Source organism: Indioceanicola profundi, from assembly GCF_003568845.1.
In the GTDB taxonomy this organism is placed as follows: domain Bacteria; phylum Pseudomonadota; class Alphaproteobacteria; order Azospirillales; family Azospirillaceae; genus Indioceanicola; species Indioceanicola profundi.
The window spans coordinates 188,517-213,626 of the sequence record NZ_CP030126.1 but is presented as its reverse complement, the minus strand read 5'-3'; the positions used below and the strand labels follow the sequence as shown (position 1 = coordinate 213,626).

General features: G+C 67.5%; 22 protein-coding genes. 12 read left to right on the top strand and 10 right to left on the bottom strand.

Annotated features, from left to right (window positions below; genetic code table 11):
• Positions 1 to 236: 236 nt before the first annotated feature.
• Together DOL89_RS01030 and DOL89_RS01025 are read left to right on the top strand one after the other, a co-directional pair.
• On the top strand, positions 237 to 2,060 hold the full coding sequence (locus DOL89_RS01030; protein ID WP_119677481.1) for an autotransporter assembly complex protein TamA: 1,824 nt from the start codon (positions 237 to 239) through the stop codon (positions 2,058 to 2,060).
• Positions 2,061 to 2,069: 9 nt separating this feature from the next.
• Positions 2,070 to 6,518, top strand: a complete 4,449-nt coding sequence (locus DOL89_RS01025) for a translocation/assembly module TamB domain-containing protein (protein WP_162937255.1) — start codon at positions 2,070 to 2,072, stop codon at positions 6,516 to 6,518.
• A gap of 7 nt (positions 6,519 to 6,525) precedes the next feature.
• Here the strand turns inward: DOL89_RS01025 and DOL89_RS01020 are convergent, their stop codons facing one another.
• Both DOL89_RS01020 and DOL89_RS01015 read right to left on the bottom strand, forming a co-directional pair.
• Entirely contained in the window at positions 6,526 to 7,677 is a 1,152-nt protein-coding gene (locus tag DOL89_RS01020) for an acyltransferase family protein (protein WP_119677479.1), read from the bottom strand.
• Between the two features lie 56 nt (positions 7,678 to 7,733).
• Positions 7,734 to 8,651, bottom strand: a complete 918-nt coding sequence (locus DOL89_RS01015) for a LysR substrate-binding domain-containing protein (protein ID WP_119677478.1) — start codon at positions 8,649 to 8,651, stop codon at positions 7,734 to 7,736.
• A 160-nt stretch (positions 8,652 to 8,811) separates the two neighbouring features.
• On the opposite strand from DOL89_RS01015, the gene DOL89_RS01010 reads away from it, so the two are divergent.
• Together DOL89_RS01010 and DOL89_RS01005 are read left to right on the top strand one after the other, a co-directional pair.
• Positions 8,812 to 9,351: a peroxiredoxin gene (locus DOL89_RS01010; protein WP_119677477.1), complete on the top strand. Its 540-nt coding sequence runs from the start codon at positions 8,812 to 8,814 to the stop codon at positions 9,349 to 9,351.
• Positions 9,352 to 9,459: 108 nt separating this feature from the next.
• Positions 9,460 to 9,990, top strand: coding sequence for a carboxymuconolactone decarboxylase family protein (locus tag DOL89_RS01005; RefSeq protein ID WP_119677476.1), 531 nt, complete (start codon positions 9,460 to 9,462; stop codon positions 9,988 to 9,990).
• Positions 9,991 to 10,067: 77 nt separating this feature from the next.
• Here the strand turns inward: DOL89_RS01005 and DOL89_RS01000 are convergent, their stop codons facing one another.
• Positions 10,068 to 10,751, bottom strand: a complete 684-nt coding sequence (locus DOL89_RS01000; protein ID WP_225889844.1) for a LysE/ArgO family amino acid transporter — start codon at positions 10,749 to 10,751, stop codon at positions 10,068 to 10,070.
• A gap of 35 nt (positions 10,752 to 10,786) precedes the next feature.
• Here DOL89_RS01000 and DOL89_RS00995 point away from each other — a divergent pair, with 35 nt between their 5' ends.
• A complete protein-coding gene (locus tag DOL89_RS00995) occupies positions 10,787 to 11,260 on the top strand; it encodes an Lrp/AsnC family transcriptional regulator (protein WP_205574611.1) in 474 nt (157 codons plus the stop codon).
• Between the two features lie 6 nt (positions 11,261 to 11,266).
• Here the strand turns inward: DOL89_RS00995 and DOL89_RS00990 are convergent, their stop codons facing one another.
• Complete coding sequence (locus DOL89_RS00990; RefSeq protein WP_119677474.1) at positions 11,267 to 11,644, bottom strand: PH domain-containing protein; 378 nt, start codon at positions 11,642 to 11,644, stop codon at positions 11,267 to 11,269.
• A gap of 138 nt (positions 11,645 to 11,782) precedes the next feature.
• On the opposite strand from DOL89_RS00990, the gene DOL89_RS00985 reads away from it, so the two are divergent.
• Positions 11,783 to 12,196 carry a cytidine deaminase gene (locus DOL89_RS00985; protein ID WP_119677473.1) on the top strand — a complete coding sequence of 138 codons (414 nt, stop codon included), beginning with the start codon at positions 11,783 to 11,785 and terminating at the stop codon, positions 12,194 to 12,196.
• A 96-nt stretch (positions 12,197 to 12,292) separates the two neighbouring features.
• Entirely contained in the window at positions 12,293 to 13,063 is a 771-nt protein-coding gene (deoC, locus tag DOL89_RS00980) for a deoxyribose-phosphate aldolase (RefSeq protein WP_119677472.1), read from the top strand.
• A gap of 157 nt (positions 13,064 to 13,220) precedes the next feature.
• Here deoC and gpmA read toward each other — a convergent pair whose 3' ends face one another.
• The gene (gene gpmA / locus DOL89_RS00975; protein ID WP_119677471.1) at positions 13,221 to 13,907 is read right to left on the bottom strand and encodes a 2,3-diphosphoglycerate-dependent phosphoglycerate mutase; all 687 of its coding nucleotides are present in this window, start codon (positions 13,905 to 13,907) and stop codon (positions 13,221 to 13,223) included.
• A 172-nt stretch (positions 13,908 to 14,079) separates the two neighbouring features.
• On the opposite strand from gpmA, the gene DOL89_RS00970 reads away from it, so the two are divergent.
• Entirely contained in the window at positions 14,080 to 15,720 is a 1,641-nt protein-coding gene (locus DOL89_RS00970; protein WP_119677470.1) for an alpha-amylase family protein, read from the top strand.
• A gap of 36 nt (positions 15,721 to 15,756) precedes the next feature.
• On the opposite strand, the gene DOL89_RS00965 is transcribed toward DOL89_RS00970, so the two are convergent.
• Positions 15,757 to 16,689, bottom strand: coding sequence for a cation diffusion facilitator family transporter (locus tag DOL89_RS00965; RefSeq protein ID WP_119677469.1), 933 nt, complete (start codon positions 16,687 to 16,689; stop codon positions 15,757 to 15,759).
• A 53-nt stretch (positions 16,690 to 16,742) separates the two neighbouring features.
• The gene (locus DOL89_RS00960) at positions 16,743 to 17,186 is read right to left on the bottom strand and encodes a VOC family protein (protein ID WP_119677468.1); all 444 of its coding nucleotides are present in this window, start codon (positions 17,184 to 17,186) and stop codon (positions 16,743 to 16,745) included.
• Positions 17,187 to 17,461: 275 nt separating this feature from the next.
• Here DOL89_RS00960 and DOL89_RS00955 point away from each other — a divergent pair, with 275 nt between their 5' ends.
• Entirely contained in the window at positions 17,462 to 19,372 is a 1,911-nt protein-coding gene (locus DOL89_RS00955) for a propionyl-CoA synthetase (RefSeq protein WP_119677467.1), read from the top strand.
• A 15-nt stretch (positions 19,373 to 19,387) separates the two neighbouring features.
• On the opposite strand, the gene DOL89_RS00950 is transcribed toward DOL89_RS00955, so the two are convergent.
• Entirely contained in the window at positions 19,388 to 20,503 is a 1,116-nt protein-coding gene (locus tag DOL89_RS00950) for an acyltransferase family protein (protein ID WP_119677466.1), read from the bottom strand.
• A 352-nt stretch (positions 20,504 to 20,855) separates the two neighbouring features.
• On the opposite strand from DOL89_RS00950, the gene DOL89_RS00945 reads away from it, so the two are divergent.
• Positions 20,856 to 21,281 (top strand): sigma-70 family RNA polymerase sigma factor, encoded by a 426-nt coding sequence (locus DOL89_RS00945; protein WP_404813473.1) that lies wholly within the window; start codon positions 20,856 to 20,858, stop codon positions 21,279 to 21,281.
• A 279-nt stretch (positions 21,282 to 21,560) separates the two neighbouring features.
• Here DOL89_RS00945 and DOL89_RS00940 read toward each other — a convergent pair whose 3' ends face one another.
• Positions 21,561 to 22,037 carry an Hsp20 family protein gene (locus DOL89_RS00940; RefSeq protein ID WP_119677464.1) on the bottom strand — a complete coding sequence of 159 codons (477 nt, stop codon included), beginning with the start codon at positions 22,035 to 22,037 and terminating at the stop codon, positions 21,561 to 21,563.
• 305 nt (positions 22,038 to 22,342) lie between these two features.
• On the opposite strand from DOL89_RS00940, the gene DOL89_RS00935 reads away from it, so the two are divergent.
• Positions 22,343 to 22,744 carry a DUF1465 family protein gene (locus DOL89_RS00935; protein WP_119677463.1) on the top strand — a complete coding sequence of 134 codons (402 nt, stop codon included), beginning with the start codon at positions 22,343 to 22,345 and terminating at the stop codon, positions 22,742 to 22,744.
• A gap of 122 nt (positions 22,745 to 22,866) precedes the next feature.
• Here DOL89_RS00935 and rpmE read toward each other — a convergent pair whose 3' ends face one another.
• On the bottom strand, positions 22,867 to 23,088 hold the full coding sequence (gene rpmE, locus DOL89_RS00930; protein ID WP_119677462.1) for a 50S ribosomal protein L31: 222 nt from the start codon (positions 23,086 to 23,088) through the stop codon (positions 22,867 to 22,869).
• 264 nt (positions 23,089 to 23,352) lie between these two features.
• On the opposite strand from rpmE, the gene DOL89_RS00925 reads away from it, so the two are divergent.
• Entirely contained in the window at positions 23,353 to 25,107 is a 1,755-nt protein-coding gene (locus DOL89_RS00925; protein ID WP_404813501.1) for an ABC transporter transmembrane domain-containing protein, read from the top strand.
• The last annotated feature ends 3 nt before the right edge of the window (positions 25,108 to 25,110 follow it).

The window sequence follows — 25,110 nt, the reverse complement described above, 5'->3', positions numbered from 1 at the left end:
GGCACCGCCCGGCGGCGACTGCCGTTCCCTCGCCATATTTGCCCCGGCAGATTTCCCGGCCGGCAAGGCCCTGTCCAGGGCTGCCGGCCCCTGCTGGGTACCCCGCCCGCAGGGATGAAATCTGTCGGCAGCGAACTAGCCTCATCTGCTTGTCCAAGCACCGGCCCGGCCGCCGGAAGGATGCAGATGCATTTTTACGGGTCACTTTTTATGTCGAATGCCGTTTACGATGAACCATGACGCGTGACTTCCCGACCCGCTCCGCCCTTTTCCTGGCCGTCCTGCTGTCGGCCACAGCCATATCGGCGCCGGCTCTGGCCCAGGACACGCCCTATGAGGTGCGGTTGACCGGGGAGGCCGGGGGCGATCTGCGCGAAACATTGCGGCAGGTGTCCCGCCTGTTCACCCTGCGCGACGACCCGCCGCCCTCCCCCATCGGGCTGCGCCGCAGGGCGGATGCCGATCAGGAACGGCTGACGGCCGCGCTTCGCAGCGCCGGCTACTTCGATTCCACCCTGAACATCCAGGTGGACACCCAAGCCAACCCGGCGCAGGTGACCGTGGAGGTGATCCCGGGCCCGCGTTACCGGATCAAGTCCGTGACGGTGGAGCCGGTTGGCGATCTTCCCCTGCCCGGCGCGCCCATCACCGGGCGGGATCTGGGGCTGAATCCCGACGACGTGGCTACGGGGCCCGCCGTCGTCGCCGCACAGGATGCCATAGGACCGATGCTGGCCCAGCGCGGCCATGCCTATAACCGCGTCATCGACCGGCGGCTGGTGATCGACCATTCGGACCGCAGCATGACGGTCACCTATTATGTCGCTCCGGGTCCCCTGGTCACCATCGGGGAGATCGCGGTCCAGGGCCTGGACCGGGTGGAGGAGAGGACCGTCCGGCGCAGGCTGGCGCTGGAGACCGGGCAGATATTCGATCCTGAAGACATTGCCCAGGCCCGCGAGGATCTCAGCGATCTGGGCGTCTTCTCCGGCATCCGGGTGCGGGTCGCCGACCAGCCCACGCCGGACGGCACCGCTCCCGTCACGGTGGACCTCACGGAACGGGAGTTGCGCTTCATCGGCTTCGGCGTCAACTTCGCGACTGAGGAAGGGTTCGGCGGCAACGCCTATTGGGGTCACCGGAACCTGTTCGGCGGGGCGGAGAGGTTGCGCGTCAGCGCGGAGATCGCCGGCGTCGGCCGCGACAGTTTCGGCGATGTGGGCGAATTCGACTATCGGGTCGGCGCCACCTACGAGGAACCGGATTTCTACATCCGCGGCCAGACCCTGACCCTGTCGGCACAGGCCCTGTCGGAACAGCCCGACGCCTTCCGCCGCGACGCCATCGTGCTGAGCGGCGCCATCGAACGGCTGCTGTGGGAAGACGTGACTGGCTCATTGGGCGTGTTCTTCGAACAGTCCCGCGTCGAGGAGGGGGAGCAGACCACCACCAATACCCTGGTCGGCATACCGGCGACCCTGACGGTGGACCGCTCCAACGATGTGCTGAATCCGACCACCGGTTGGCGCGCCAATGCCGCCGTGACTCCCTTCCTTGCCGCCTTCGGCGACAGCGAGAGTTTCACCATCAGCCGCATCGGCGGCAGCGCCTATTGGGATTTCAGCGGCGACGGCTCGATGGTCGCGGCGGGCCGGGCCGTGCTGGGCAGCATCGTCGGCGTCGGCGGCCTGCTGGACATCCCTGCCGACAAGCGCTTCTACGCCGGCGGCGGCGGTTCCGTCCGCGGCTATGGCTACCAGGAGGTCGGGCCGATCGGCATCGACGGTGAGCCGCTGGGCGGACGCTCCCTGATCGAGGTCGGCGCGGAGGTCCGCTTCAAGGTGACCGAGAGCATCGGGCTGGTTCCCTTCATCGACGGCGGCAATGTCTTCATTTCCGAATATCCGGATTTCGACGAGGAGCTGCGCTGGGGCGCCGGGTTGGGCGTGCGCTATTATACCGGGATCGGGCCGTTGCGGCTGGACGTCGCCTTCCCCCTGAACAAGCGTCAGCGCGACAGCGACTGGCAGCTTTACATATCGCTGGGCCAAGCGTTCTGAGGGCCGGAGATGACGATGAATCCCGCCCTGAAGTGGCCTCTGCTCATCCTGGCCGGCCTGCTGGGCCTGCTGATCCTGATCGTCGGCGGCGCGCTGGCGTGGCTTGCCACCGGGTCCGGCCGCGATTTCGCGCTGTCCCAGGCCCAGAGCTTCGTGCCGGGCCTGGAGATCGACGGCGCCGAGGGCAATGTCTACGATCTGCGGCTGGGGCGCCTGACCATGGCCGACGAAAAGGGCATCTGGCTGACCGTGGAGGGTCTGCGCCTGGACTGGGCGCCGACTTCGCTGCTCTCCCGCACCTTCCGCGTCGAACTGGCCGGGGCCGGCCGCGTAGCGCTGGAGCGTCTGCCGGAAACCCAGGATGAGCCGCAGGAAGAGACCGGCCCCTTCGAGCTGCCCGTCGACGTCGTGGTGGATCGGCTGGATCTGGACCGGGTCGAGCTGGGGGAAGCCCTGCTGAACGGCCAGACGGCCGTGCTGACGGCGGAGGGCAGCGCCCGGCTGCCGCGGGGCGAGCTGGGCGGCAGCGCCGAACTGGTGGTGAACCGCATCGACGACCAACCCGGCAGCATGGTGCTTGACGCGACCTATGTGCCGGACCAGCGCCTGACCGTCGATCTGAAGGCGCAGGAGCCGGAAGGCGGGGTCATCGCGGGGCTGTTGGACATTCCGGGCCGGCCGCCGGTGGAGATCACCCTGACCGGCGACGGCCCCCTCACCGACTGGACAGGAAACCTGTCCGCCCGGGCCGGCGACGTGGCCAGCGCCGCGGCGGAGGCGCGCATTCGTCCGGCTGGCAACGTCTTTGCCTTCGGCCTGGACCTGACCGCCGACATCGCGGCCCTGCTTCCGGCGGAATATGCGGAGCTGGTGGGGCCGGACCTGAATCTGGGCGCCGGCGGCTTCGTCATCCCCGGAGAGCGGCTGAGCCTGGACGGCATTTCCCTGCGTGCGGCGGCCGGCAGCATCGCCGGCCAGGGCGTCTACCGGCTGGACGAGCAGACTCTGAATTTCGGCTATTACGGCGCAGTTACCGGGGATGGTCCGATCCGCAGGCTGCTTCCGCCCGAGGCCGCGTTCCAGACCGTGCAGGTTTCCGGCAAGGCCGTGGGTCCGGTCGATGCGCCGGCGGTAACGGCGACGGCGAGCGTCATCGAACCGTCCTTCACCGGTTGGGCCGCCGACCGCCTGACCCTGACCGCCGTGACCGATCCCGCGCTGGGAACGCCGGAAGACGGCTATGGCCGCTTCGGCCTGAACGCCAGCGCCGTGGTGGAGGGCCCCACCGCCCCCGATCCCGCCCTGACGCAGCTGCTGGGTCCTCGCGCCCAGTTGGATATTGTGGGCGAGGTCGCGACGGAGGGGGGCGTGGTGGAAATCTCCCGCCTGGCCCTGGACTCCTCCGTGCTGGACATGAACGGCCAGGGCCGCGCCGCCGGCTGGGGCGAGACCCTGCAGGCCCGGCTGAATCTGGAAGCGGGTAACCTCGCCGCTTTTTCCCCCATCGCGGGACAGGACCTGTCCGGCGCGCTGGGGCTGGACCTGGACGTCGCCCGCGGCGACGACGGCGTGCTGAATGCCGAATTGAACGGCCGTGCCCGCGACCTGTCCACCGGCATCCCCGCCGCCGACGCGCTGCTGTCGCCGGAGACGGAGCTGGCCGCCACGGCGGCTGTGGGCGAAGCGGTCCGCGTGCCGAGTTTCCGCATCGCGGGGGAGCGGGCGACCATCACCGGCCAGGCGACCCTGTCGCCCGACCAGCGGCTGACGGCGGAGCTGGCGGCCGAAGTGCCCGACCTGACCGCCCTCGGGCAGGCGCTGGGCAGCCCGATGCTGGGCGCAGTCACCTTGCAGGCGCGGGCGGAGGGCCCATTGGACGGGTTCAGCGTCAACGGCACGCTTCGCGCCCGCGACCTGCTTCTCCAGGGCAACCGCTATCCGGAGGCGGTGGCGGAAGTGGCGGCGGAAGGCCTGCCGGCCGCCCCCCGGGGCCGGCTGGCCCTGACGAGCACCGTGAATGAACAGCCACTGGAGCTGACCACCCGCTTCGACATGCAGGAACAGACCCTGCGCCTGCCGGAGCTGGCGTTACAGGCCGGCGCGAATGCCGTCCGCGGCGAGTTGACGGCCGATCTTGCGGCCGGCACTGCAACGGGCGACCTCAATGCGGACCTGCCGGAACTGGCGACGCTGGGCGCGCTTGCCGGGGAGCGGCTGACCGGCAGCGGCAATGCGGAGATTTCGCTGACCGCGCCCGATGGCCGCCAGCGGGCACAGGTGACGGCGGAATTGACCGATCTGGCCCGCCTCCTTCCCGACGGGGTGCAGCGTGCACAGCGCCTGACCCTGAACGGCAGCTATGCAGCCCAGCCGGACGGGGCCGCGGTCGAGGCGGAGCTGAACGGCCAGGGCATCGAGGCCGCGGGAGCGCGCATTGACCGGGTCGCCGCCACCGCGGACGGGCCCCTGCAGGAGATGCAGGTCGCCCTGGACCTGATCGGTCAGGCCGGCGGACCGATGGAGCTGAATACCGCGGGCACGGTGATGCTGGAGGAACAGCGGACCCGCCTTCGGCTCGCCAGCCTGACCGGCAGCTATGACGGCGAGAATTTCCGCATCGCCCGCCCGGCGGAGCTGACCGTCGCCGGCGAGGGCTTTGCGGTCCAGGAGCTGGAAATCACCAGTGGTCAGGCCAGCATCGCCGTCGATGCCGATCTGACCGGTCAGAAGCTGGCGGCCGACCTCCGCATACGGCAGGTGCCGCTGGCCCTGGCGCGGCTAGTCGATCCGACGCTTGAGCTGGGCGGCGAGCTGAACGGGCAGGCCAGCCTGTCCGGCACCGTGGCCGAGCCGGTGGGCGGGTTCGGCCTGTCCATCCAGGATTTCCGTACTGCCCCCGACCGGATACAGACCGCGTCCCTGGACGCGGATGTGAAGGGGGAATGGCGCGGCGGACGGCTGGACGTCACCCTGACCACCCAGGGCGGAGAGAATGTCGATCTCACAGGGCGGGGCGGCCTGCCGCTGATCCTGGCCGGCGGTCCCCTGGCGTTCGAGATTCCGCAGGACCGGCCGGTCCGGGCGGAGCTGGACGGGCAGCTGGACCTCTCGCTTCTGAACGACGTGCTGGCCGCTACGGGCGACCGGGTCGCCGGCCTGATGCGGGTCGACCTCAACCTGGAAGGCACCATGGCCGACACGCGGCTGGCCGGGACAGTGCGGGTGGAGAACGGCCGCTACGAAAACCAGGAATACGGCACCACCATCCAGGACATCACCGCGCTGCTGGACGGCGATCCCGACGGGCTGACCATCCGCACCTTCCAGGGCCGTACGCCGAACGGCGGCACCCTGACCGCGGACGGCGCCATCCGCTTCGACCCGGCCTTCGGCGACCGGCAGATCGACGTGACGGTGACGGCGGATCGTGCCCGTGTGGCCCAGACCGATCGGATCACCGCCGACGCGGATGCCAAGCTGTCTCTGACCGGCAGCTTCGACGAGGCGCTGCTGGCCGGGAACATCGGTATCCGCCAAGCCTATGTGACCCTGCCCGATACCCTGCCGCCAGATGTGGTGGACCTGGATGTGGTGGAGGTGAACGATCCCCAGGCGACCGCCGCGCCTCCGCCGATCCCCGGCAGGCGTCCAACCCGTCAGGCTGACGGCGCGCCGTCGCAGACCGGGCCGGCGGAAGACGGGGCGGCTCCGCAGACCGTCTCCCTCTCCGGCGGGGAGGAGACGCTGGATATCTTCCTGAAGATCGACGTCGACGCGCCGAACGAGATCTATGTCCAGGGGCGCGGCCTCGATGCCGAGTTCAAGGCGGATCTGGACATCACCGGCACCGCCTCCGCTCCGGAGGTCGTCGGCGCCGTGACCCTGGTGAAAGGTGAACTGTCCATCCTGGGGCAGACCCTGAACCTGACCCGCGGCGTCATCACCTTCCCCGGCGGCAGCGCCCTGGTGCCGCAGTTGGATATCGAGGCGCAGACCACCCGCGACGACCTGACGGCCATCATCGCCGTGACCGGCACGCCGGAGAAGCCGCAGGTCACGCTGACCTCGGACCCGCCGGTGCCGGAGGACGAGGTGTTGTCGCAGCTGCTGTTCAACCGCGGCATCGGCCAGCTCTCCGCCCTAGAGGCCTTGCAGCTGGCGCAGGGGGCGGCACAGTTGACGGGCGTGCTGGGCAGCGGCCCCGGCGTGCTGGACACGGTCAGGCGCGGCCTCGGCGTGGACCGGCTGGAGTTCCGGGGAAGCGAGACCGGCGAGGGGCTGGGGACGGTGGCGGCGGGCCGGTATATCGGCGACAAGATCTATCTCGGCGTCGAGCAGGATCTGAGCACCGGCCAGAGCGAAGCTACGGTGGAATACGACATCAACCAGAACATCCAGCTTCGCGGCGAGGTCGGCCGTACGAGCCAGGTCGGCGTCCAGTTCGAGTGGGACTATTAGCGCGGGCCTATTCCGCGGCCACGCCGTTCGCCCGGCGGAGTCGCGGAAGCGCCAGCCCCCGGATCAGCCGCCGCCCCGGCACCTCCACCATCCGGTAGGTGAGCGCCGCCAACGGCAGGGTCACGGACAGGATCAGCAGCGGGACGGCGTGCCCCCAGGGCAGCCGCCCCAACTCATCCCAGCTATGGACGCCCGCGGCGACCTGCAACGCCGACAGGACCGCCAGCATCACCAGAATGTGCAGCAGATAGACCGAATATGACCAGCGCCCCAGCGCCTGCGGTCCCGGCGTGGCAAGCAGGGCGGCGAACCGGCCCCTGTTCGCGGCGGCGGCGGGCACCAGGGCGAAGAACCCGGCCAGCACGGCCCAGACCGGCGCATCACTGTGCAGCAGCCATAGGACAGCGGCGGTGATCGCCACGCAGGCCGCCTCCGAGCCCAGCCAGCGCAGCCGGCCACGGGCCAGCGCCAGCACGCTGTACAGCCCCGCCCCGCCCCCGAAGTCGAGCAGGCAGCGCACGGCCCCCGCCTGCCAGGTCAGGTCCAGCCGTCCATCAGCCCATCCCATGAACAAACAGGCGGCCACGGCCAGGATCAGGCCCGTCCCGATCCGTCCCGCCCGGCCCAGCAAGCCCAGCGCCAGGCACAGCGGCGGGAAGAGAAGATAGGCCAGGAACTCCGCGCTGATCGACCAGGCGACCTGGTTCCAGGTCAGGTCGGGAAAGATGCCCCAGGCCTGCACCAGCAGCAGATTGCCAAGCAGGCTCACGCCATCGCTGGCTTCGTTCAGATAGCCCTTCTCCACGAACCAGGGCACCGGCGCATCGCCGGCCGCCAGGCGTAGCGCCAGCATCACGCCTTCCAGCAGCAGGACAAGGCCGATGGTGAAGAGGTGCAGGGGATAGATGCGGGCCAGCCTAGCCTTCAGAAACGCGCCGTATCCCGCCGCCGTTGCGCCGCCCGCGAAGGCCGCGCCATAGACATGCATCATCACGAAACCGCTCAGCGCGAAGAACAGATCGACCCAGAGCCAGCCGTTCGGGATCAACGCAGTCGGCGGGTCAAGCTGTAGGGCGGCGTAGAAATGATGGACCGCCACCGCCAGGGCCGCGAAGCCCCGGAGCGCGGTGAGGGCGGGCAGGTCTTCGGGCTGCTGCACGGCGGGTCCTGGAGTGGGAAGGCCGGCAGATAACGCCCTTCATGGTTAATGCCGCCTTAGCGCGCCGCCGCCACGCCGTCGGGCAGATGATCCCGCAGCAGGCCGGCGAGCTGGCGCAGATCGGGTTCGTGCGGGGCGCCGCGCCGCCAGACCAGGGCCATGGTGCGGGACGGGACCGGATCGACCAGGGGACGGACCTTGATCTGTCCGTTGGCCGCCAGCACGGGGGCCGCAAGGGCGGGCAACAGCGTCAGGCCCAACCGACCCGCCACCATCTCCGCGAGCGTGGCGAGCGAGGTGGCGGCGAATCCCTGATCCTCCCGCGCCCCGGACAGGCGGCAGACCTCCAGCGCCTGCTCCCGGAAACAGTGGCCGTCTTCCAGCAGCAACAGGGGCTGTCCGGTCAGCTCGCTTTCCAGGATCTGCTGCTTGGCCGCCAGCCGGTGGCCAGGCGGGACCGCCAGCAGGAAGGGCTCGCGGAAGATCGGTTCACAATCCAGCCCCGATTCGGGCAAGGGGAGCGCCAGCAGCGCCGCATCCAGCTCGCCCCCCCGCAGCCGGTCCAGCAGCCGCTCAGTGAAATCCTCCCGCAGATAGAGCTTCAGCTCCGGATAGGCCTCCCGCAGGCTGGGCAGCACGCGCGGCAGGAAATAGGGGCCGCAGGTCGGAATCACCCCCAGCCGCAGGGGGCCGGCCAGGGGCGAGCCGACCGCCTGCATGGCGCGCCCCAGATCCTCCACCCGCGCCAGGATATCGCGCGCACGACGCACCGCCTCCTCCCCTGCCCGCGTCAGGAGGACGCGGTGCTTGGTCCGCTCCACCAGACTGGCGCCCAGGGCGGTTTCCAACTGCTGGATCTGGGCCGACAGGCTGGGCTGGCTGACATGGCAGGCGGCGGCTGCGCGGGAGAAGTTCAGCGTGTCCGCAAGCGCCACCAGATAGCGGAACTGGCGCAGGGTGGCATTAACCGTCATCGGATTTCCCTATCACCGCAAGCGGAACAAACGATTGGCAAATCCGATCCCCTCCCGCGATTTCTAGAACCGTTCTTGAATTGCTGCCTTGCAGCATGATTTTGTGCAAGGCGGTAGCCATGCATGGCCACCCCAACCATTCTAAAGGGAGCTTTTAAAGATGCTGACCGTTGGCGACAAGTTTCCCGCTTTCGATCTGAAGGCCGTCGTTTCCACCGACCCGAAGACCGCCTTCACGCAGATCAACAACGAGACCTACAAGGGCAAGTGGACGGTCGTGTTCTTCTGGCCGAAGGACTTCACCTTCGTCTGCCCGACCGAGATCGCCGCCTTCGGCAAGCTAAACACCGAGTTCGCCGACCGTGACGCCCAGGTGCTCGGCGCCTCCACCGACAGCGAGTTCGTGCACCTGGCTTGGCGCCAGAACCATGCCGACCTGAAGGACCTGCCGTTCCCGATGCTCGCCGACATCAAGCGCGAGCTGTCCACCGAGCTGGGCATCCTGGACAAGCAGGAGGGCGTCGCCCTGCGCGCCACCTTCATCGTCGATCCGGACGGCATCATCCGCTTCGCCTCCGTGCACGACCTGTCCGTCGGCCGCAACGTGAACGAGGTGCTGCGCACCCTCGACGCGCTGCAGACCGACGAGCTCTGCCCCTGCAACTGGCAGAAGGGCGAGGACGTCCTCAAGGTCGCCTGATCCCCCAACCCATCGGGCGATCTTGACCAGGGCGGGCGGCGTTCCCCCGACGCCGCCCGCCTTTTCCTTGCAAGAACCGAACAATCCCGCGAACGGAGTGACCCACCCATGTCGATCGACGCGCTGAAGGCCCGCCTTCCCGAATATGCCAAGGATCTGCGCCTGAACATCGGCTCGGTCCTGACGACCTCCTCGCTGAAGCCGCACCAGGCCTGGGGCTCCGCCGTGGCTGCTGCCTATGCCGCGCGCCAGGACGACGTCACCCGCGCCATCGTGGCGGAAGCCGCCCAGCATGTGGACGAGGCCACGCTGAACGCCGCCAAGGCCGCCGGCGCCATCATGGGCATGAACAATGTCTATTACCGCACGGTGCACCTGTCCGGCATCGCCGAGTTCAAGAAGATGCCGGCCCGCCTGCGCATGAACATCATCGGCAACCCCGGCGTCGACAAGGTTGATTTCGAGCTGTGGTCCCTTGCCGCCAGCGCCGTCAACGGCTGCGGCATGTGCATCGAGGCGCATGAGCGCGAGGTGCAGTCCAAGGGCATGACCACCGAGAACATCCAGGACGCCGTGCGCATCGCCGCCGTCATCCACGCCGTCGCCACGGTGCTGGACGCGGAGAACGCGCTGTCCTGAGCGGCCTGACGTCCCCCGCCCCCGAAGGGCGGATGAAGCCCCGGATGCCCCGCGTGTCCGGGGCTTTTTGTTTGGACTCAGCCTGCTACCCAGTTCCACCACACCCCGCCCAGCGCCCAGACGGCCAGGAGCACCAGGAAGACACCGGTTCCGATGTTGATCCAGTGGACCGTGCGCGGGTTCATGCGGTCGCGGATCAGGGCGACGCCGCCGCACAGGATGCACCACCAGGCCAGCGAGCCCAGGAAGATGCCGCCCAACAGGGTCCAGCGCTGAACACCTTCCAGCTCCCCGCCGAAGCCGACCACGATGGCGGTGATGCCCAGGATGGTAACGGGATTGCTGACCGTCAGGGCGAATCCGCTGACCAGGGCGCGGGGCAGGTTCCGCACCTGCTGGCGCGCCGGCTCCTTCGGTTCCCGCAGGAAGCTGTGGATCGCGACCACGATCAGGAACAGCCCGCCGACAATGCGGAGCTGCGTCTCGTGGCCGGTGATGGCGTCCAGGATAGCGCCGATGCCGAAGGCGGCGACGGCGCTGAACATCGTATCGGCCGCGGCTGCCCCGAAACCGGTAGCCAGCCCCACGGCCAGGCCGCGCTCCACCGTCCGGCGGATGCAGAGCAGGCCGATGGGGCCGACCGGGGCGGCGATGGCAACGCCCAGGATGATGCCGCGGAAAATGATGCCCAGCTCTTCCAGCACGCGCAACGCTCCGTCCTTTGCTTCCCCGATGGCGCCGGCGGAGACAGTGCGCGGCATGGCGGAAACGGCCCGGTCCGGCTAGGATCGCCCGTATGGGAGCGAAACACGCAATGGACCCGGACCTGTTGGATGAGGTCGGACGCCGTCTCCTGGCGGAATTGCAGGAGGACGCCCGACAACCCTACGCCGAGCTTGGCCGCAAGGTCGGGCTGACCGCCCCCGCCGTGGCCGAGCGCCTGCGGCGCATGGAGGTGGCTGGGCTGATACAGGGCTACCGGGCACAGGTCAACCGGTCTGCGATGGGCTGGAAACTGGCGGCCTTCGTGCGCATCCGCGCCTTTCCCGGGCAGGACTCCGCCATTGAGCGTTTCGCCGCCGACACGGCCGAAGTGCTGGAGTGCCACGAGGTGACGGGGGAGGACAGCTATCTGCTGAAGATCGCCGCCGCCAATGTGCAGCACCTGGACAGGGTCATCACGGCCCTGGCCCCGCTGGGCGCCACCCATTCCGTGCTGGTGCTGAGCACCAAGGTGGAAGGCAAGATCCTGGCACCCGTGGGGGCTTGAGCGGCCTTATTTCAGCACATGGCCGGCCAGGATGCGGTGCACCTCGTGGATCGAGCTGCCGCGGCCGAAATCCTGCTTGATCGGTTCGGAGCGACCGCGAACCCAGATCGACAGCTCCGCATCCATGTCGAAGCTGCCTGCCGTCTCGATGGAGAATTGGGAGACACTGCCATAGGGGATGCTGACATAGGCGGTCTTGCGGCCGGTCATGCCCTGCTTGTCCACCAGGATCAGCCGACGGTTGGTCAGCACCAGCAGATCGCGCACCAGCTTGTAAGCACCGGAGATCGCCTCCCCCTCCACCAGAATCTGGGAGAATTCCTGTTCCAGCTTCTCCAGATCGACGCAGCTGGCATGGCCCATGAAACGTCCCAGAATGCCCATGCTTTCCTCTCCCCTTCGGTCCGGCCATTCCGGACCATCCGCTCCTTAACAGCGATGCGGCCGGAAGGTGCGCGCGCACTGGCGGGACGCCGCCGCCATCACTATGCTCCGCGGAGACAGATGATGGAGCCTTGGTTGATGAGCGACATTCCCCAGGACCTGTTCGAGGCGGCGCGGCGGGCCCGCGGCTTCGCCCATGTGCCCTATTCCCGCTTCAAGGTCGGGGCCGCGATCCGTTCCGAGGACGGAACGATCCATGCCGGCTGCAACATCGAGAACGCATCCTATCCCCAGGGCCAGTGCGCGGAATCCACCGCCATCGGCGGGATGATCATGTCCGGCGCCAAGCGCATCGTGGAGATCGCGGTGGTCGGCGGGGAGGAAGGCACAGGCACGTTGTGCACGCCCTGCGGCGGCTGCCGCCAGCGCATCCGCGAATTCTCCACGCCCGAAACGAGAATCCACGTCTTCGATGCCGGCGGCTGGCGCAAGAGTTACACGCTGAACGAAATCCTGCCCGACAGCTTCGGACCGGATAATCTGGGATTCTGAGGTCAGCCCCTCCCCAGAGCGCGGCGCGGACAAGCCCTCACCCTGAGCTTGCCGAAGGGCGAGGGCGTTGAAGATCACGAAACGAGGGCCTTGCCCATGACGAGCGACTCCACCGTGGCCGCCCGCGCGCTGCCGCTGATCGACCTGACCAGCCTGAACGATTCGGACGATGCCGATGCCGTGGCGCGGCTGTGCGAGCGGGCGGTGACGCCGGCGGCGCCCGTGGCGGCCGTGTGCATCTGGCCGCTGTTCGTCGCCATCGCCAAATCGAACCTGCGCGATACCAATGTCAGGGTCGCCACGGTGGTGAACTTCCCCGGCGGCAGCTTCCCTACCGAGAAGGTGCTGCGCCAGATCGCGGAGGCCCTGGATGACGGGGCGGACGAGATCGATTACGTGCTGAACTATGCCGATGTGATCACCCTGCAGGGGGTGAAGGCGGCGGAGCAGATGGCCGCGGTGCGCGCGGCCTGCAATGGCGCTACCCTGAAGGTGATCCTGGAGACGGGATCGCTGGCCAAGCCCGCCTTGATCGCCAAGGCCGCCCGCATCGCGGTCGAAGGCGGGGCCGACTTCCTGAAGACCAGTACCGGCAAGGTCCCGGTGGGCGCTACGCCGGGGGCCGCCCGCATCCTGCTGGAGGCCTGCCGCGACGCAGCCGGACAGGGCCGCAATGTCGGCTTCAAGGCGTCCGGCGGCATCCGCGACGTACAGGGGGCCGGGGAGTATCTGGCGCTGGCGGATGAAATCTGCGGGCCGGGCTGGGTCACGCCGCAGACCTTCCGCTTCGGCGCGTCCGGCCTGCTGGATGCCGTTCTGGCGGAGTTGGGCCACGGGGCTGGGGCGGGCAACTCTTCCAGCTATTGACTACAGCCGTCATCCCGGCGAAAGCCGGGACCCAGGGCCACCCACACCGCTCTTGGAACTCCCGGCTTAGCCGCCTGCGGCATCAGCTAAAGCTACGCCCGGATGACGGAGATGCGTGGATGCGGGGCCATGCTTCCGCCCCGCATTCATCAGCGCCTCAGAGGAAATAGCGCTCGACCGGCTTCAAATCCTTGTCCAGCTCATAGACCAGCGGCTGTCCGGTGGGGATCTCGAATTCGGGGATCTCCTCGTCGGAGATGTCGGAGAGGTACTTGACCAGACCGCGCAGGCTGTTGCCGTGGGCGGCGATCAGGACGCGCTTGCCCTCCCGCACCTGCGGGGCGACCGCCTCGTTCCAGTAGGGAACCACGCGGGCGACGCAGTCCTTCAGGCTTTCGGTGCGCGGCAGGGCCGATTTCGGCAGGCCCTGGTAACGCGGATCGTTGTCCGGCAGCCGCTCATCCCCCTCTTCCAGTGGCGGCGGCGGGATGTCGTAGCTGCGGCGCCAGACATGCACCTGCTCCTTGCCGTGCTTCTCCGCCGTCTGGGCCTTGTTCAGCCCCTGGAGCCCGCCATAGTGCCGCTCATTCAACCGCCAGTCCTTCTGCACCGGCAGCCAGAGCCGGTCCATGCTCTCCAGCGCGAGGTTCAGCGTCTTGATGGCGCGCTTCAGAACGGAGGTGTGGCAGACATCGAAGTCGAAGCCCGCGGCCGCCAGCCGCTGCCCGGCCGCTCGCGCCTCTTCCACGCCCTTCTGGGTCAGGTCGACATCGACCCAGCCGGTGAACAGATTTTCGAGGTTCCACTCGCTCTGGCCGTGGCGGAGGAGCACGAGCTTGGTCATCGGCGCTTTCCCATGAAATCTTGTGAAAACATCGGTTTCGTCGCGGTCTAGCACGCGGCGGGCCGGGGAGAAAGGCCCCAGTCAGGCGTGTACCAGCCCGAATGGGCGGGACAGAACGAGGGAACGGGCTGTTGCATCCGGATTATCCCCAGGTCCAACGCCGGTCCGTCCCATGCAGAACATCTGGTACAAGAACGCCGTCTTCTACTGCGTCGACGTCGAAACCTTCATGGACGGCAACGGCGATGGAATCGGGGACTTCAAGGGGCTGACCGACCGGCTGGACTATATCGCCGGGCTGGGCGCCACCTGCATCTGGCTGCTGCCCTTCTTCAAAACGCCCAACCGCGACAATGGCTACGACATCAGCGACTATTACAGCGTGGACCCGCGCCTAGGCTCGCTGGGCGACTTCGTCAACTTCATGCAGTTGGCGCGGGAGCGTGGTCTCCGGGTCATCATCGACCTGGTCGTGAACCACACCAGCATCGACCACCCCTGGTTCCAGGAGGCGGTGAAGGACGAGAACAGCCCCATGCGGAGCTGGTATCTCTGGTCCAAGGAGAAGCCCCACAACGCCCATGAAGGCATGGTCTTCCCGGGCCAGCAGGAAACTACCTGGACCTGGCACGAGGAGGCGCAGGCCTATTATTTCCACCGCTTCTACGACTTTTCGCCCGACCTGAACCCGGACAATCCGGACGTGCGGGAGGAAATCCAGAAGATCATGGGGTTCTGGCTCGAGCTGGGCGTGTCCGGCTTCCGGATGGATGCCGCCCCTTTCGTGATCGAAAGCCTGAAGGAGGAGTACCGGTTCCAGCGGCATTACGAATGGCTGGAGGACATGCGCGCCTTCATGTCCTGGCGGCGCGGCGACGCCGCACTGCTGGCGGAGGCGAATGTGACCGCCGACGAGGTGCCCGATTATGTGGGCGAAGGCGACCGCATGAACCTGATGTTCAACTTCATCGTCAACCAGCGCCTGTTCCTGTGTCTGGCGCGGAATCAGGCGACGGAGCTGCGCAAGGTGATGCGCACCCTGCCTTCCATGCCGCTCCGCGCCCAATGGGCGAACTTCCTGCGCAACCATGATGAGCTGGATCTGGGCCGGCTGGAACCGGAGGAGCTGGAGGAGTGCTTCCGCGCATTCGCCCCGGATGAGAGCATGCGCCTCTACGGTCGCGGCATCCGGCGGCGGTTGGCGTCCATGCTGGACAATGACCGCAAGCGGCTGGAGCTGGTTTTCTCCCTGCTCTTCACCCTGCCCGGCTCACCCGTCATCTGGTACGGGGACGAGATCGGCATGGGCGACCTCCAGAACCTGCCCGACCGCTTTCCCGTCCGCACGCCCATGCAGTGGAGTGCCGAGGAGAATGGCGGGTTCTCCGCGGCCCCGGCCGACAAGCTGGTGCGGCCGGTGATTTCCAAGGGCCCCTTCGGCTTTGACAAGGTCAATGTCCAGCATCAGCGGCGGGACCGGCAGAGCCTGTTGAACTGGGTGGAGGCGGCGTCACGGGTGCGGCGCGAATCGCCGGAGCTGGGCTGGGGCGAACTGACGGTGCTGGACGCCGGGACGGAGGCGGTGCTTGCCCACACGATGAAGTGGCAGGAAGGCCGCATGGTCCTGCTGCATAATTTCTCCCCGAAGCCGCAGAAGGTGCGGCTGGAGGGGCTGGACGAGGATGTGGGCAGTATGCACGACGTGTATTGCGACCAGTCCTATGACGGGGAAGATAAGATGGACCCGGAAAAGCCGATCAGCCTGAACGGCTACGGATACCGCTGGATGCGGACGGACGGCACGCGGCGGTAGGCCCGGCCGGCAGTCGTTCGGCCAGAAATCGCCCGATCAACACCCGCTCGGCCCAGCACAGCCCTCGCGTTCCACCTGGATGGTGGCGTGGCGGATGCCGAACCGCTCCCTCAGCAGGGACTGGAGTTGGCGCAGCACGTCGTCATGGTCCGCACCGGGCTCGATATTCGCGTGCATTGTCACCAGCGGACGCTCCGGCGTCAGGGACCAGGCATGGACATGATGGATGTCGGTGACGCCCGGCACCGCCCCGGTGAGGTCGCGTTTCAGCGCCGCCAGATCCAGCCCGTCCGGCGTCCCCTCCATCAGCACATGCCAGGACCGGCCCAGCAGTACCCAGGCGCTGCGCAGGATCAGCAGCGAAACCAGCACCGACAAGATCGGATCGATAGGCGTCCAGCCCGTCCACAGGATCACCCCGGCCGCCAGCAGCGCCGCCACCGATCCCAGCAGGTCGCCCAGCACATGCAGGGTGGCCCCGCGGATGTTCAGATTCTCCTGCCCGCCGCCATGCAGGATCAGGAAGGCGGCGATGTTCACCGCAAGGCCGAGCGCCGCCACCGCCAGCATGGTCCCGCCCAGCACCTCCACCGGTTCAGCCAGGCGCTGGATGGCCTCGATCACGATCCAGACGGAAATACCGACCAGACTCGCCCCGTTGATGAAGGCCGCCAATACCTGGAAGCGGTGCTGGCCGTAGGAATGAACCTCCGTCGGCGGCCGGCTGCCCGCCCGCAGGGCGTACCAGGACAGGGCCAGCGCCGCCGTGTCCGTCGCCATGTGGCCAGCATCGGCCAGCAAGGCCAGCGACCCGGACAGCAGCCCGCCCACAATCTCCGCCACCATGAACCCGCCGGTCAGCAGCAGCGCCCAGAACAGACGGGCCTGGTTCCCGGTCCCATGATGATGGTGACCATGGCCCTGTCGGTGATGGTCATGCGCGTCGCCGTGTGTGTGTCCCCGCCCCATTCATCCGCCTGCTATTCAATGTCTGCCGCGTCAACAGGGCACCCGCCGCCCTGTCATGTTCCCGGCCGTAGCGAGATCGCCACGCGCCAGCCGTCCGGGTCCTCGAAGGTGACGGCGCGGCCGTTCCAGTAGGGATTTTCCGGCTCCACCGGCGCGTGGCCGCGGGCCGCCATGCGGGCGGTCCAGCGGTCGAGTTCCTCCCGGCAGTCCACATAGAGGACCAGCAGATTGTCCCTGCTGGGGGCAGGACAGGGGCTGCCGGCCCGGTGCCGCGTGAATTCCAGATGCGTCTCCCAGCCGGGCAGGCCGACGAACACCCCGTCATAGCCGTCATGGTCCTGGAACCCGCCCAGCCGGGGCAGCCCCAGCCCGTCGCAATAGAAGGCGACCACCGCCTCCAGCCGGTCGGTGGGACGGGCAACGCGCAGGCGGGTCACGGTGATCCCGTCCGGCCAAGCCGGCGATGAACCTTCCAGGCTCGCGGTTGATGTGGACATGCTATGGCACCCGTCTCGGCTGGATGAGGACGATACCGTCCGCCGGCGGCATGGTCCAGGCGGCGGCCGGTTGAGCGATATCAATGCGGGCTCGCCCCGCCATCCCTATCAGGGGAAGCGGGATCGCGGCGCCTGCCCATACGGGTCGGTTTGCCGCAGGAGCCGCATCGGTAGGATCGATTTTTTCGCTGTTGCAGATGCAAGCGGGATGGACCTTACTTCGGGCAGTAAGTTCCGGGAAAGAAAGCAACAATAAGGGCAGGAGGATTCGCGCCATGACGGGCCGCTATGAGGAGATGCACCGCCGGTCGCTGGAGGACCCGGAGGGGTTCTGGGCCGAAGCCGCGGAGCAGATCGAGTGGAGCCGGCGCTGGGACAAGGTGCTGGACGAGTCGAACGCCCCCCTCTATCGCTGGTTCGTGGGCGGGGAGATGAACACCTGCCACAACGCCGTCGACCGGCATGTGGCAGAGGGCCGTGCCGATCAGGCCGCCATCATCTATGACAGCCCCCTCACCGGCTCGAAGCGCAGCGTCAGCTTCGCCGAACTCCAGGACCAGACCGCCCGCTTCGCCGGCGTGCTGCGGGCGCAGGGGGTGGAGAAGGGCGACCGCGTCATCCTCTACATGCCCATGGTGCCGGAGGCGGTGGTGGCCATGCTGGCCTGCGCCCGCATCGGCGCCGTCCATTCCGTGGTGTTCGGCGGCTTCGCCCCGCACGAGCTGGCGACCCGCATTAATGATTCGAAGCCCAAGGTCATCGTCTCCGCCTCCTGCGGGATCGAGCCGGGGCGCGTGGTGGTCTACAAGCCGATGCTGGACCAGGCGATCCAGCAGGCCGCCCACAAGCCGGAGCGCTGCATCGTCCTGAAGCGCCCGCAGGCGGAGGCCGCCCTCACCCCCGGCCGGGACCTGGACTGGGATGAGGAGATGGCGAAGGCGGAGCCGGCGGAATGCGTGCCGGTCCAGGCTACGGACCCGCTCTATATCCTCTACACCTCCGGCACGACGGGGCAGCCCAAGGGCGTCGTGCGCGACAATGGCGGCCATGCCGTGGCGCTGAAATGGTCGATGGAGCATTTCTACGGCGTCAAGCCGGGAGAGGTGTTCTGGGCCGCCAGCGACGTGGGCTGGGTGGTGGGTCACAGCTACATCGTCTACGCCCCCTTGCTCCAGGGCTGCACCACCGTCCTGTATGAGGGCAAGCCGGTGGGTACGCCCGATGCCGGCGCCTTCTGGCGAGTGATCCAGGAGCATGGCGTCTGCACCTTCTTCACCGCCCCCACCGCCTTCCGCGCCATCAAGCGCGACGATCCGCGGGCGGAACTGCTGAAGAACTACGACCTCTCCAAGTTCCGCGCCCTGTTCCTGGCCGGCGAACGGTCGGACCCCGACACGGTGAAATGGGCGGAGCAGAACCTGAAGGTGCCCGTCATCGATCACTGGTGGCAGACGGAGACCGGCTGGCCCATCACCGGCAATCCGCTGGGGCTGGAGCTGTTCCCGGTCAAGTACGGCTCCACCTGCAAGCCGCTGCCGGGCTGGGATGTCCGCGTCCTGGGCGCGGACGGGCATGAGATGAAGCGGGGGGACATCGGCTCCATCGTCTGCAAGCTGCCGATGCCGCCGGGTGCCCTGCCCACTTTGTGGAACGCGGAGGAGCGGTACCGGAAGAGCTACCTGTCGGAGTTTCCCGGCTACTACAACTCGGCCGACGCCGGCTTCATCGACGATGACGGCTATGTCTATGTCATGGCCCGGACCGACGACATCATCAACGTCGCCGGCCACCGCCTGTCCACCGGCGGGATGGAGGAGGTGCTGGCCAGCCATCCGGACGTGGCTGAATGCGCCGTGGTCGGCGTCGCGGATGAGCTGAAGGGACAGGTGCCGCTGGGATTCCTGGTGTTGAAGGCCGGGGTGGAGAAGCCGCATGAGCAGATCGTGAAGGAGGTGGTGAAGCTGGTCCGCGACGAGATCGGACCTGTTGCCGCCTTCAAGCAGGCCGTGGTGGTGGACCGGCTGCCCAAGACCCGGTCGGGCAAGATCCTGCGCAGCACCATGCAGAAGATCGCCGATGCGGAAAGCTGGAAAATGCCCGCCACCATCGACGATCCCGCCATCCTGGATGAGATCGGGCAGGCCCTGCGCAGCCTGGGCTACGCCAAGGAGCGGCCAGCCGGTTAGGCCAGCCGGCATCCGTCACCCGGCGGACATGCCGGCACGGCTTTGGAGCGGCGAGGTCAGGGACCGGACCAGCGCCAGCCATTCCCGCTTCCGCAGGTCGGTGACGGGCGCAAGGGCGAAGCAGGCGACCATGCTGACTCCCAGCATGATCGCCCCGCCCATGGGCGTCGCCCGGTAGGCGCCCAGCATCGCCGCGCACAGATACAGGAACGGCACATGGAAGACGTAGAGCGAGAAGCTCCGGTCCGCCAGCCAGTCTGAGACGGAGCAGATGCGGGCCGGCCAGGCGAACCCGCCGCTCAAGCAACTCTGCGCGCCGATGATGTTCAAGGCGACGATGATGCCAAGCAGATAGTCGGTCAGGAAGTACTTGCTCCAGCCCAGCGTTCCGTGGGGGTTGATGCCGGCCGCCTGCCAGAAGCGGAATCCGGCCTCGTCCACGGGCGTGTGGATCAGCGCATAGACGGCGTAAAGGACGAAGCTGGCCGCCACCAGGGCCGCCCCCACGACCCGGCTCACCACGAGCCTGTCCCGATAGCGGTAGAGCAGCACGCCGAGCAGCCAGATCGGCATCAGGAGCAGAATCTTCGGGCCGATGGCCAGCGACAGCACCGCCAGACCGATCAGTCTGACATAGCCCCGCAGATAGAAGGCGAGGCCGAACAGGGCGTAGTAGGCGACCTCGTAGCTCAGCGACCAGAGCGGGATATTGCCGAAGTAGCGGTAGCTGTCGAAGCCGAATTCGGACGTGAAGAACAGCGTGTGCAGGGCGGTCACGAAATGCGGCGCGCTGTAGAAGCCCGGCGTCTGGGCATATGCGCCCAGGTCGATGGCGCGGCCGATCAGATACAGCAGCGGGGTGATCAGGATCACCGGGATGACCACCGAGTACATCCGGGCGATGCGCGCCGTCGCATATTCGTAGAAGGTCCGGGTCCGTTCGGCGGAATGCGCGATGACGTAGCCGGACAGGACGAAGAACACCATCACCGCCTGATGCCCCAGACCCGACGTCCGGAACCATTCGAAGGCATGACCGCCGATCCCCCGATAATCGACATGGGACAGGACGACGGCAACCGCGGCCAGACCGCGGAGGATGTTCATATAGACCGAAAGGCCACGGTTCATGGCCACGCTCCCAACCGACAAGGGAACTCGATAACGCGCGACAGGACATCACGGAACAGCCGTCTGAAATTTGCTTCATGCTGTGTTTTCCGGCTCCCGGCATGCCTTGTCATATCCACGTATGGATAGACCCGCCGACCGCAGAGTCCGGCGCGCGAAAGGGAGTCCGCCCTATCCCTATGGGTGTTGCGCCTCCTGCGCTTTTGCCATTCCCGCAGGCAACCAAGAGGCAATCCGTGCGTTGTTTCGAAAACGGAATGACGGGGGGTTACGCGTGGCCGGGTTCGGCGGGGAGATCACGGAACACATCGGACCACTCAGGCGATATGCGCTTCGGCTGGTGCGCGATCGAATGGATGAGGCCGACGATCTGGTGCAGGACAGCCTGGTACGGGCGCTGTCCCGGCGGGACCTGTTCGAGCCGGGAACGAATCTGCGGTCCTGGCTTCTGACCATCATGCACAATGTCCATGCCAACGAGGTGCGGCGGCGCGTGGCGCGTCCCGACCCTGTCGACGTGGACAGCCTCAAGCACAAGCTGGGATACCCTTCCACCCAGGACGACCGGGTCCTGCTGCGGGATGTGGTGCGCGGGCTGGCCGCCCTGCCCAAGGATCAGCGTCGGGTGGTGCTGCTGGTCGCCATCGCCGGCCTGAAATATGAAGAGGTCGCGCGTGTCGTCGATGTGCCGCCCGGCACCGTCATGTCCCGCGTGTCCCGCGCCCGCGACACCCTGCGCCGTCGCTTGACTCCCGAGGAGGAGACGGTTGGGGCATGATGACGGCGGCAATCATCAACACCTTGTTAATACGGCTTGACTGACGTGCACCCGTTGCATACCGTTACGCCCGTAAGTACGAGTTGAACGGGCGGGGCAAATCAAAAAAATGGGGCCGCGGCATCGACCGCGGCCCTTTTAATTCGGGCCCGTTCCGGACCCCATTCCATGGGGGAGACTTCAACATACTCAGTCAGGTGGGCCGGGGTTCCAGAGACGGACCCGCCGGCCCGGTAAAGCCGGTGCTGCGCCGTCGCGTGACGCAGCACCCTGCTGGCATCAGGCCGCAGCCTTCTGCTCGACGCCGGTATTGGCCTCGATCGCCTTGGCGGCCGCAGCCGGCTGGATCTGGATGGTCCGGGGCTTCAGCGTCTCCGGCACCTCGCGCACCAGTTCGACATGCAGCAGACCGTTCTCCAGCGCGGCATTCACCACGCGGATATGGTCGGCAAGCTGGAAGCGGCGCTCAAAGGCCCGGCCGGCGATGCCGCGGTGCAGGAAGGTGCCGCCTTCCTTATCGGCGGACTTGCCCTGGATCACCAGCAGGTTGGGGTGAGCCGTGATCTCCAGGTCCTCCTGGCGGAAGCCCGCCACGGCCATGGTGATCCGGTACTGGTCGTCGCCCAGCTTCTCGATATTGTACGGGGGATAGCTGGTTCCGGCCTCATCGGCGTTCAGCGCCGCCTCGAGCAGGCGGGTCATGCGGTCGAAGCCGACGGTGGAACGGAACAGGGGCGACAGGTCATAGCTACGCATATGTATCCTCCTTGAGCGATACGTCGTCGCGGGGCCGCCGGCATCCGGCCGGCCCCTGGTGTACGGCCAGAACCCCATCAGGGCGTCCCGCCGTGATTGATGAGGTAGGAATGCCCCGCCACACCGTCAAGAGGGTCTCCAACATGGGGGACACCGTTCGGCACGGCGCGCGAAAGGAGCCGCGGAAAGTGGGAATTTCCGCGCAGCCGGCGACTCCCCTGATGGTCCGGGAGCCATTGCACCGCTCTGCGGTTAACCTCTACAGTTGTAGCTAAGCACGGGCCGATGCCCGGGAGAGGCGGGCGGTGAACGGACCGACAGCGTTCTTCAACAGGACCTATGATGAAGCCATGTCGCTGCTGGTGGAAACCCGCAACTACATCGCCTATCAGGAGCCTATCGACCAGCGGTCCCTGCCGCCGGCGCTGCGCCTCCAGGTCAGCTATGAGAGCATGCGGGTCACCAGCCGCCTGACCCAGGTGATGGCGTGGTTGCTGGCGCAACGCGCCGCGCATGCGGGCGAGATGTCGGCGGAGCAGGCCGCGTCGGAGGAGTTCGCCCTGTCCGGCGGGCCCGTCTGCACCGATGAATCGGGCTCCGACAATGAGGATCTGCCGAGCGGCCTCCGCTCCCTGCTGGCACGCAGCCACAGCCTATACATGCGCGTGGATCGACTGGGCGAGATGGTGCGCAAGGCCGTCGCCTGAAGGACCGCCTATAGCGGCCGAGCGTCATCGCTTCCTTTTCCATCAGCACGGCGCAAACGCGAAAAGGGCGCCCGCGATTGCCGCGGCGCCCTTTCACGTCCAAGCGTGCTCTGGAAGTCGGCTTACTTAATGCCGAAGCCGGAGAAGCGCTTGTTGAACTTCGCGACCTGCCCGCCGGTGTCGAGCAGCTTCTGCACGCCCGTCCAGGCCGGGTGGGACTTCGGATCGATGTCCAGGCGCAGCGTGTCGCCGGCCTTGCCCATGGTGGAGCGGGTCTGGAAGGAGGTCCCGTCGGTCATGACGACGGTGATCTCATGATAATCGGGATGGATGTCGGTCTTCATGGTCGGCGGTCCTGCAAAAAGAAGGCGGCTATATACTCAAACCGGGGCCGGGTTGCAACCATGTGACGCGCATGCGCACCCGGCAGAACTGTTGCCCTCGGGCGGGGGAGCGGTTAGGACGATGCCAAGCACCCCAGCCCGCCGATCCCAGAAGGTAATCCCGTGGCGTTCCGTGAACCCAGCTATGCCGAGGCGAACCTCCGGCCCGCAGATCAGGATTCCGGCGCCGCGACCAAGCGGGACCTGAAGCCGCTACGCCTTCTGATGCCGTTCCTGTCGCCCTACAGGATGCAGATGGCGGGCGCCGCCCTGGCGCTGATCGTGGCCGCCGGCACGGTGCTGAGCCTGCCCAAGGGGCTGCAATATCTGATCGACCGCGGCGTGGCGGCCGGGAATGTGGAGTTGCTGAACCAGTCGCTGCTCTGGCTGCTGCTGGTGATCGCCCTTTCCGCCGCCTCCACCTTCGCCCGCTTCTATCTGGTCTCCTGGATCGGGGAGCGGGTGGTGGCCGACATCCGCAAGCGGGTGTTCGACCATATGGTCAGCCTGTCCCCGGCCTTCTTCGAGACCACGCGGACCTCGGAGATCCAGTCGCGCCTCACCACCGACACCACCCTGTTGCAGGTGGTGGTGGGCTCCACCGTCTCCATCGCCCTGCGCAACGCGCTGCTGCTGATCGGCGGGATCGCGCTGCTGCTGATCACCAGCCCCAGGCTGACCGGCATGGTGCTGCTGGTGGTGCCCCTGGTGGTCGCGCCCATCGTGATCTTCGGCCGGCAGGTCCGCCAGCTTTCCCGCGCCAGCCAGGACCGCATCGCCGATGTGGGCCACTGGGTGGATCAGGTGCTGTCCGGCATCCGCACCGTCCAGGCCTATGGGCGGGAGGAGATGGAGCGCGGCCGCTTCGCCGGGGCCGTGGAGGATGCGGTCGCCGTGTCGCTGAAGCGGGTCAAGGCGCGGGCCTGGCTGACCATGCTGGTCATCATGCTCGTGTTCGGGGCCATCGGCTTCGTGCTGTGGATGGGCGGGCATGACGTCATCGCCGGCCGGATTTCCGCCGGCGAGCTGTCGGCCTTCATCTTCTATGCTGTGCTGGTCGCCGGTTCCGTCGGCGCCCTGTCGGAGGTGTCCAGCGACCTGGCCCGCGCGGCGGGCGCGACGGAGCGGCTGTTCGACCTGCTCTCCACCCGCTCCGACATCCAGGCCCCGGCCAACCCGCTTCCCCTGCCCCGCCCGGTGCGCGGGGAGGTGCGGTTCGAGCAGGTGGTGTTCCACTATCCCTCCCGCCCGAAGGACGCGGCCCTGACCGGCTTCGACCTGTCCGTCGCGCCGGGGGAGACGGTGGCGCTGGTGGGGCCCAGCGGGGCCGGCAAGAGCACGGTGCTGCAACTGCTGCTGCGCTTCTACGACCCGCAGGGCGGGCAGGTGCTGCTGGACGGCGTCGATATCCGCCAGACCCATCCGCAGGATTTGCGCAGCCGCATCGGGCTGGTGCCGCAGGACCCGGTCATCTTCTCCACCAACGCCTGGGAGAACATCCGCTACGGCCGGCCCGAGGCCACGGACGAGGAGGTGCGGGAGGCCTGCCGCGCCGCCCATGCGCTGGAGTTCCTGGAGGCGCTGCCGGAAGGGCTGGACACCTTCCTGGGCGAGAAGGGCGTGCGCCTGTCCGGCGGCCAGCGCCAGCGCATCGCCATCGCCCGCGCCATCCTGCGCAACCCGCCGGTCCTTCTGCTGGACGAGGCGACCTCCGCCCTGGACGCCGAGTCGGAGCGCTGGGTGCAGGATGCGCTGGAAAAGCTGATGGTGGGCCGCACCACCCTGATCATCGCGCACCGGCTGGCCACGGTGCTGAACGCCGACCGCATCGCCGTGATGGATGCCGGCCGCGTCATCGCCACCGGCACGCATCAGGAGCTGATCGCCCAGGGCGGGCTCTATGCCCGTCTGGCCGCGCTCCAGTTCGACTCCAACCGCCCGGATGAAAATGCCGGCTGGGCGCGTCAGGCGGGGGATTGAGCC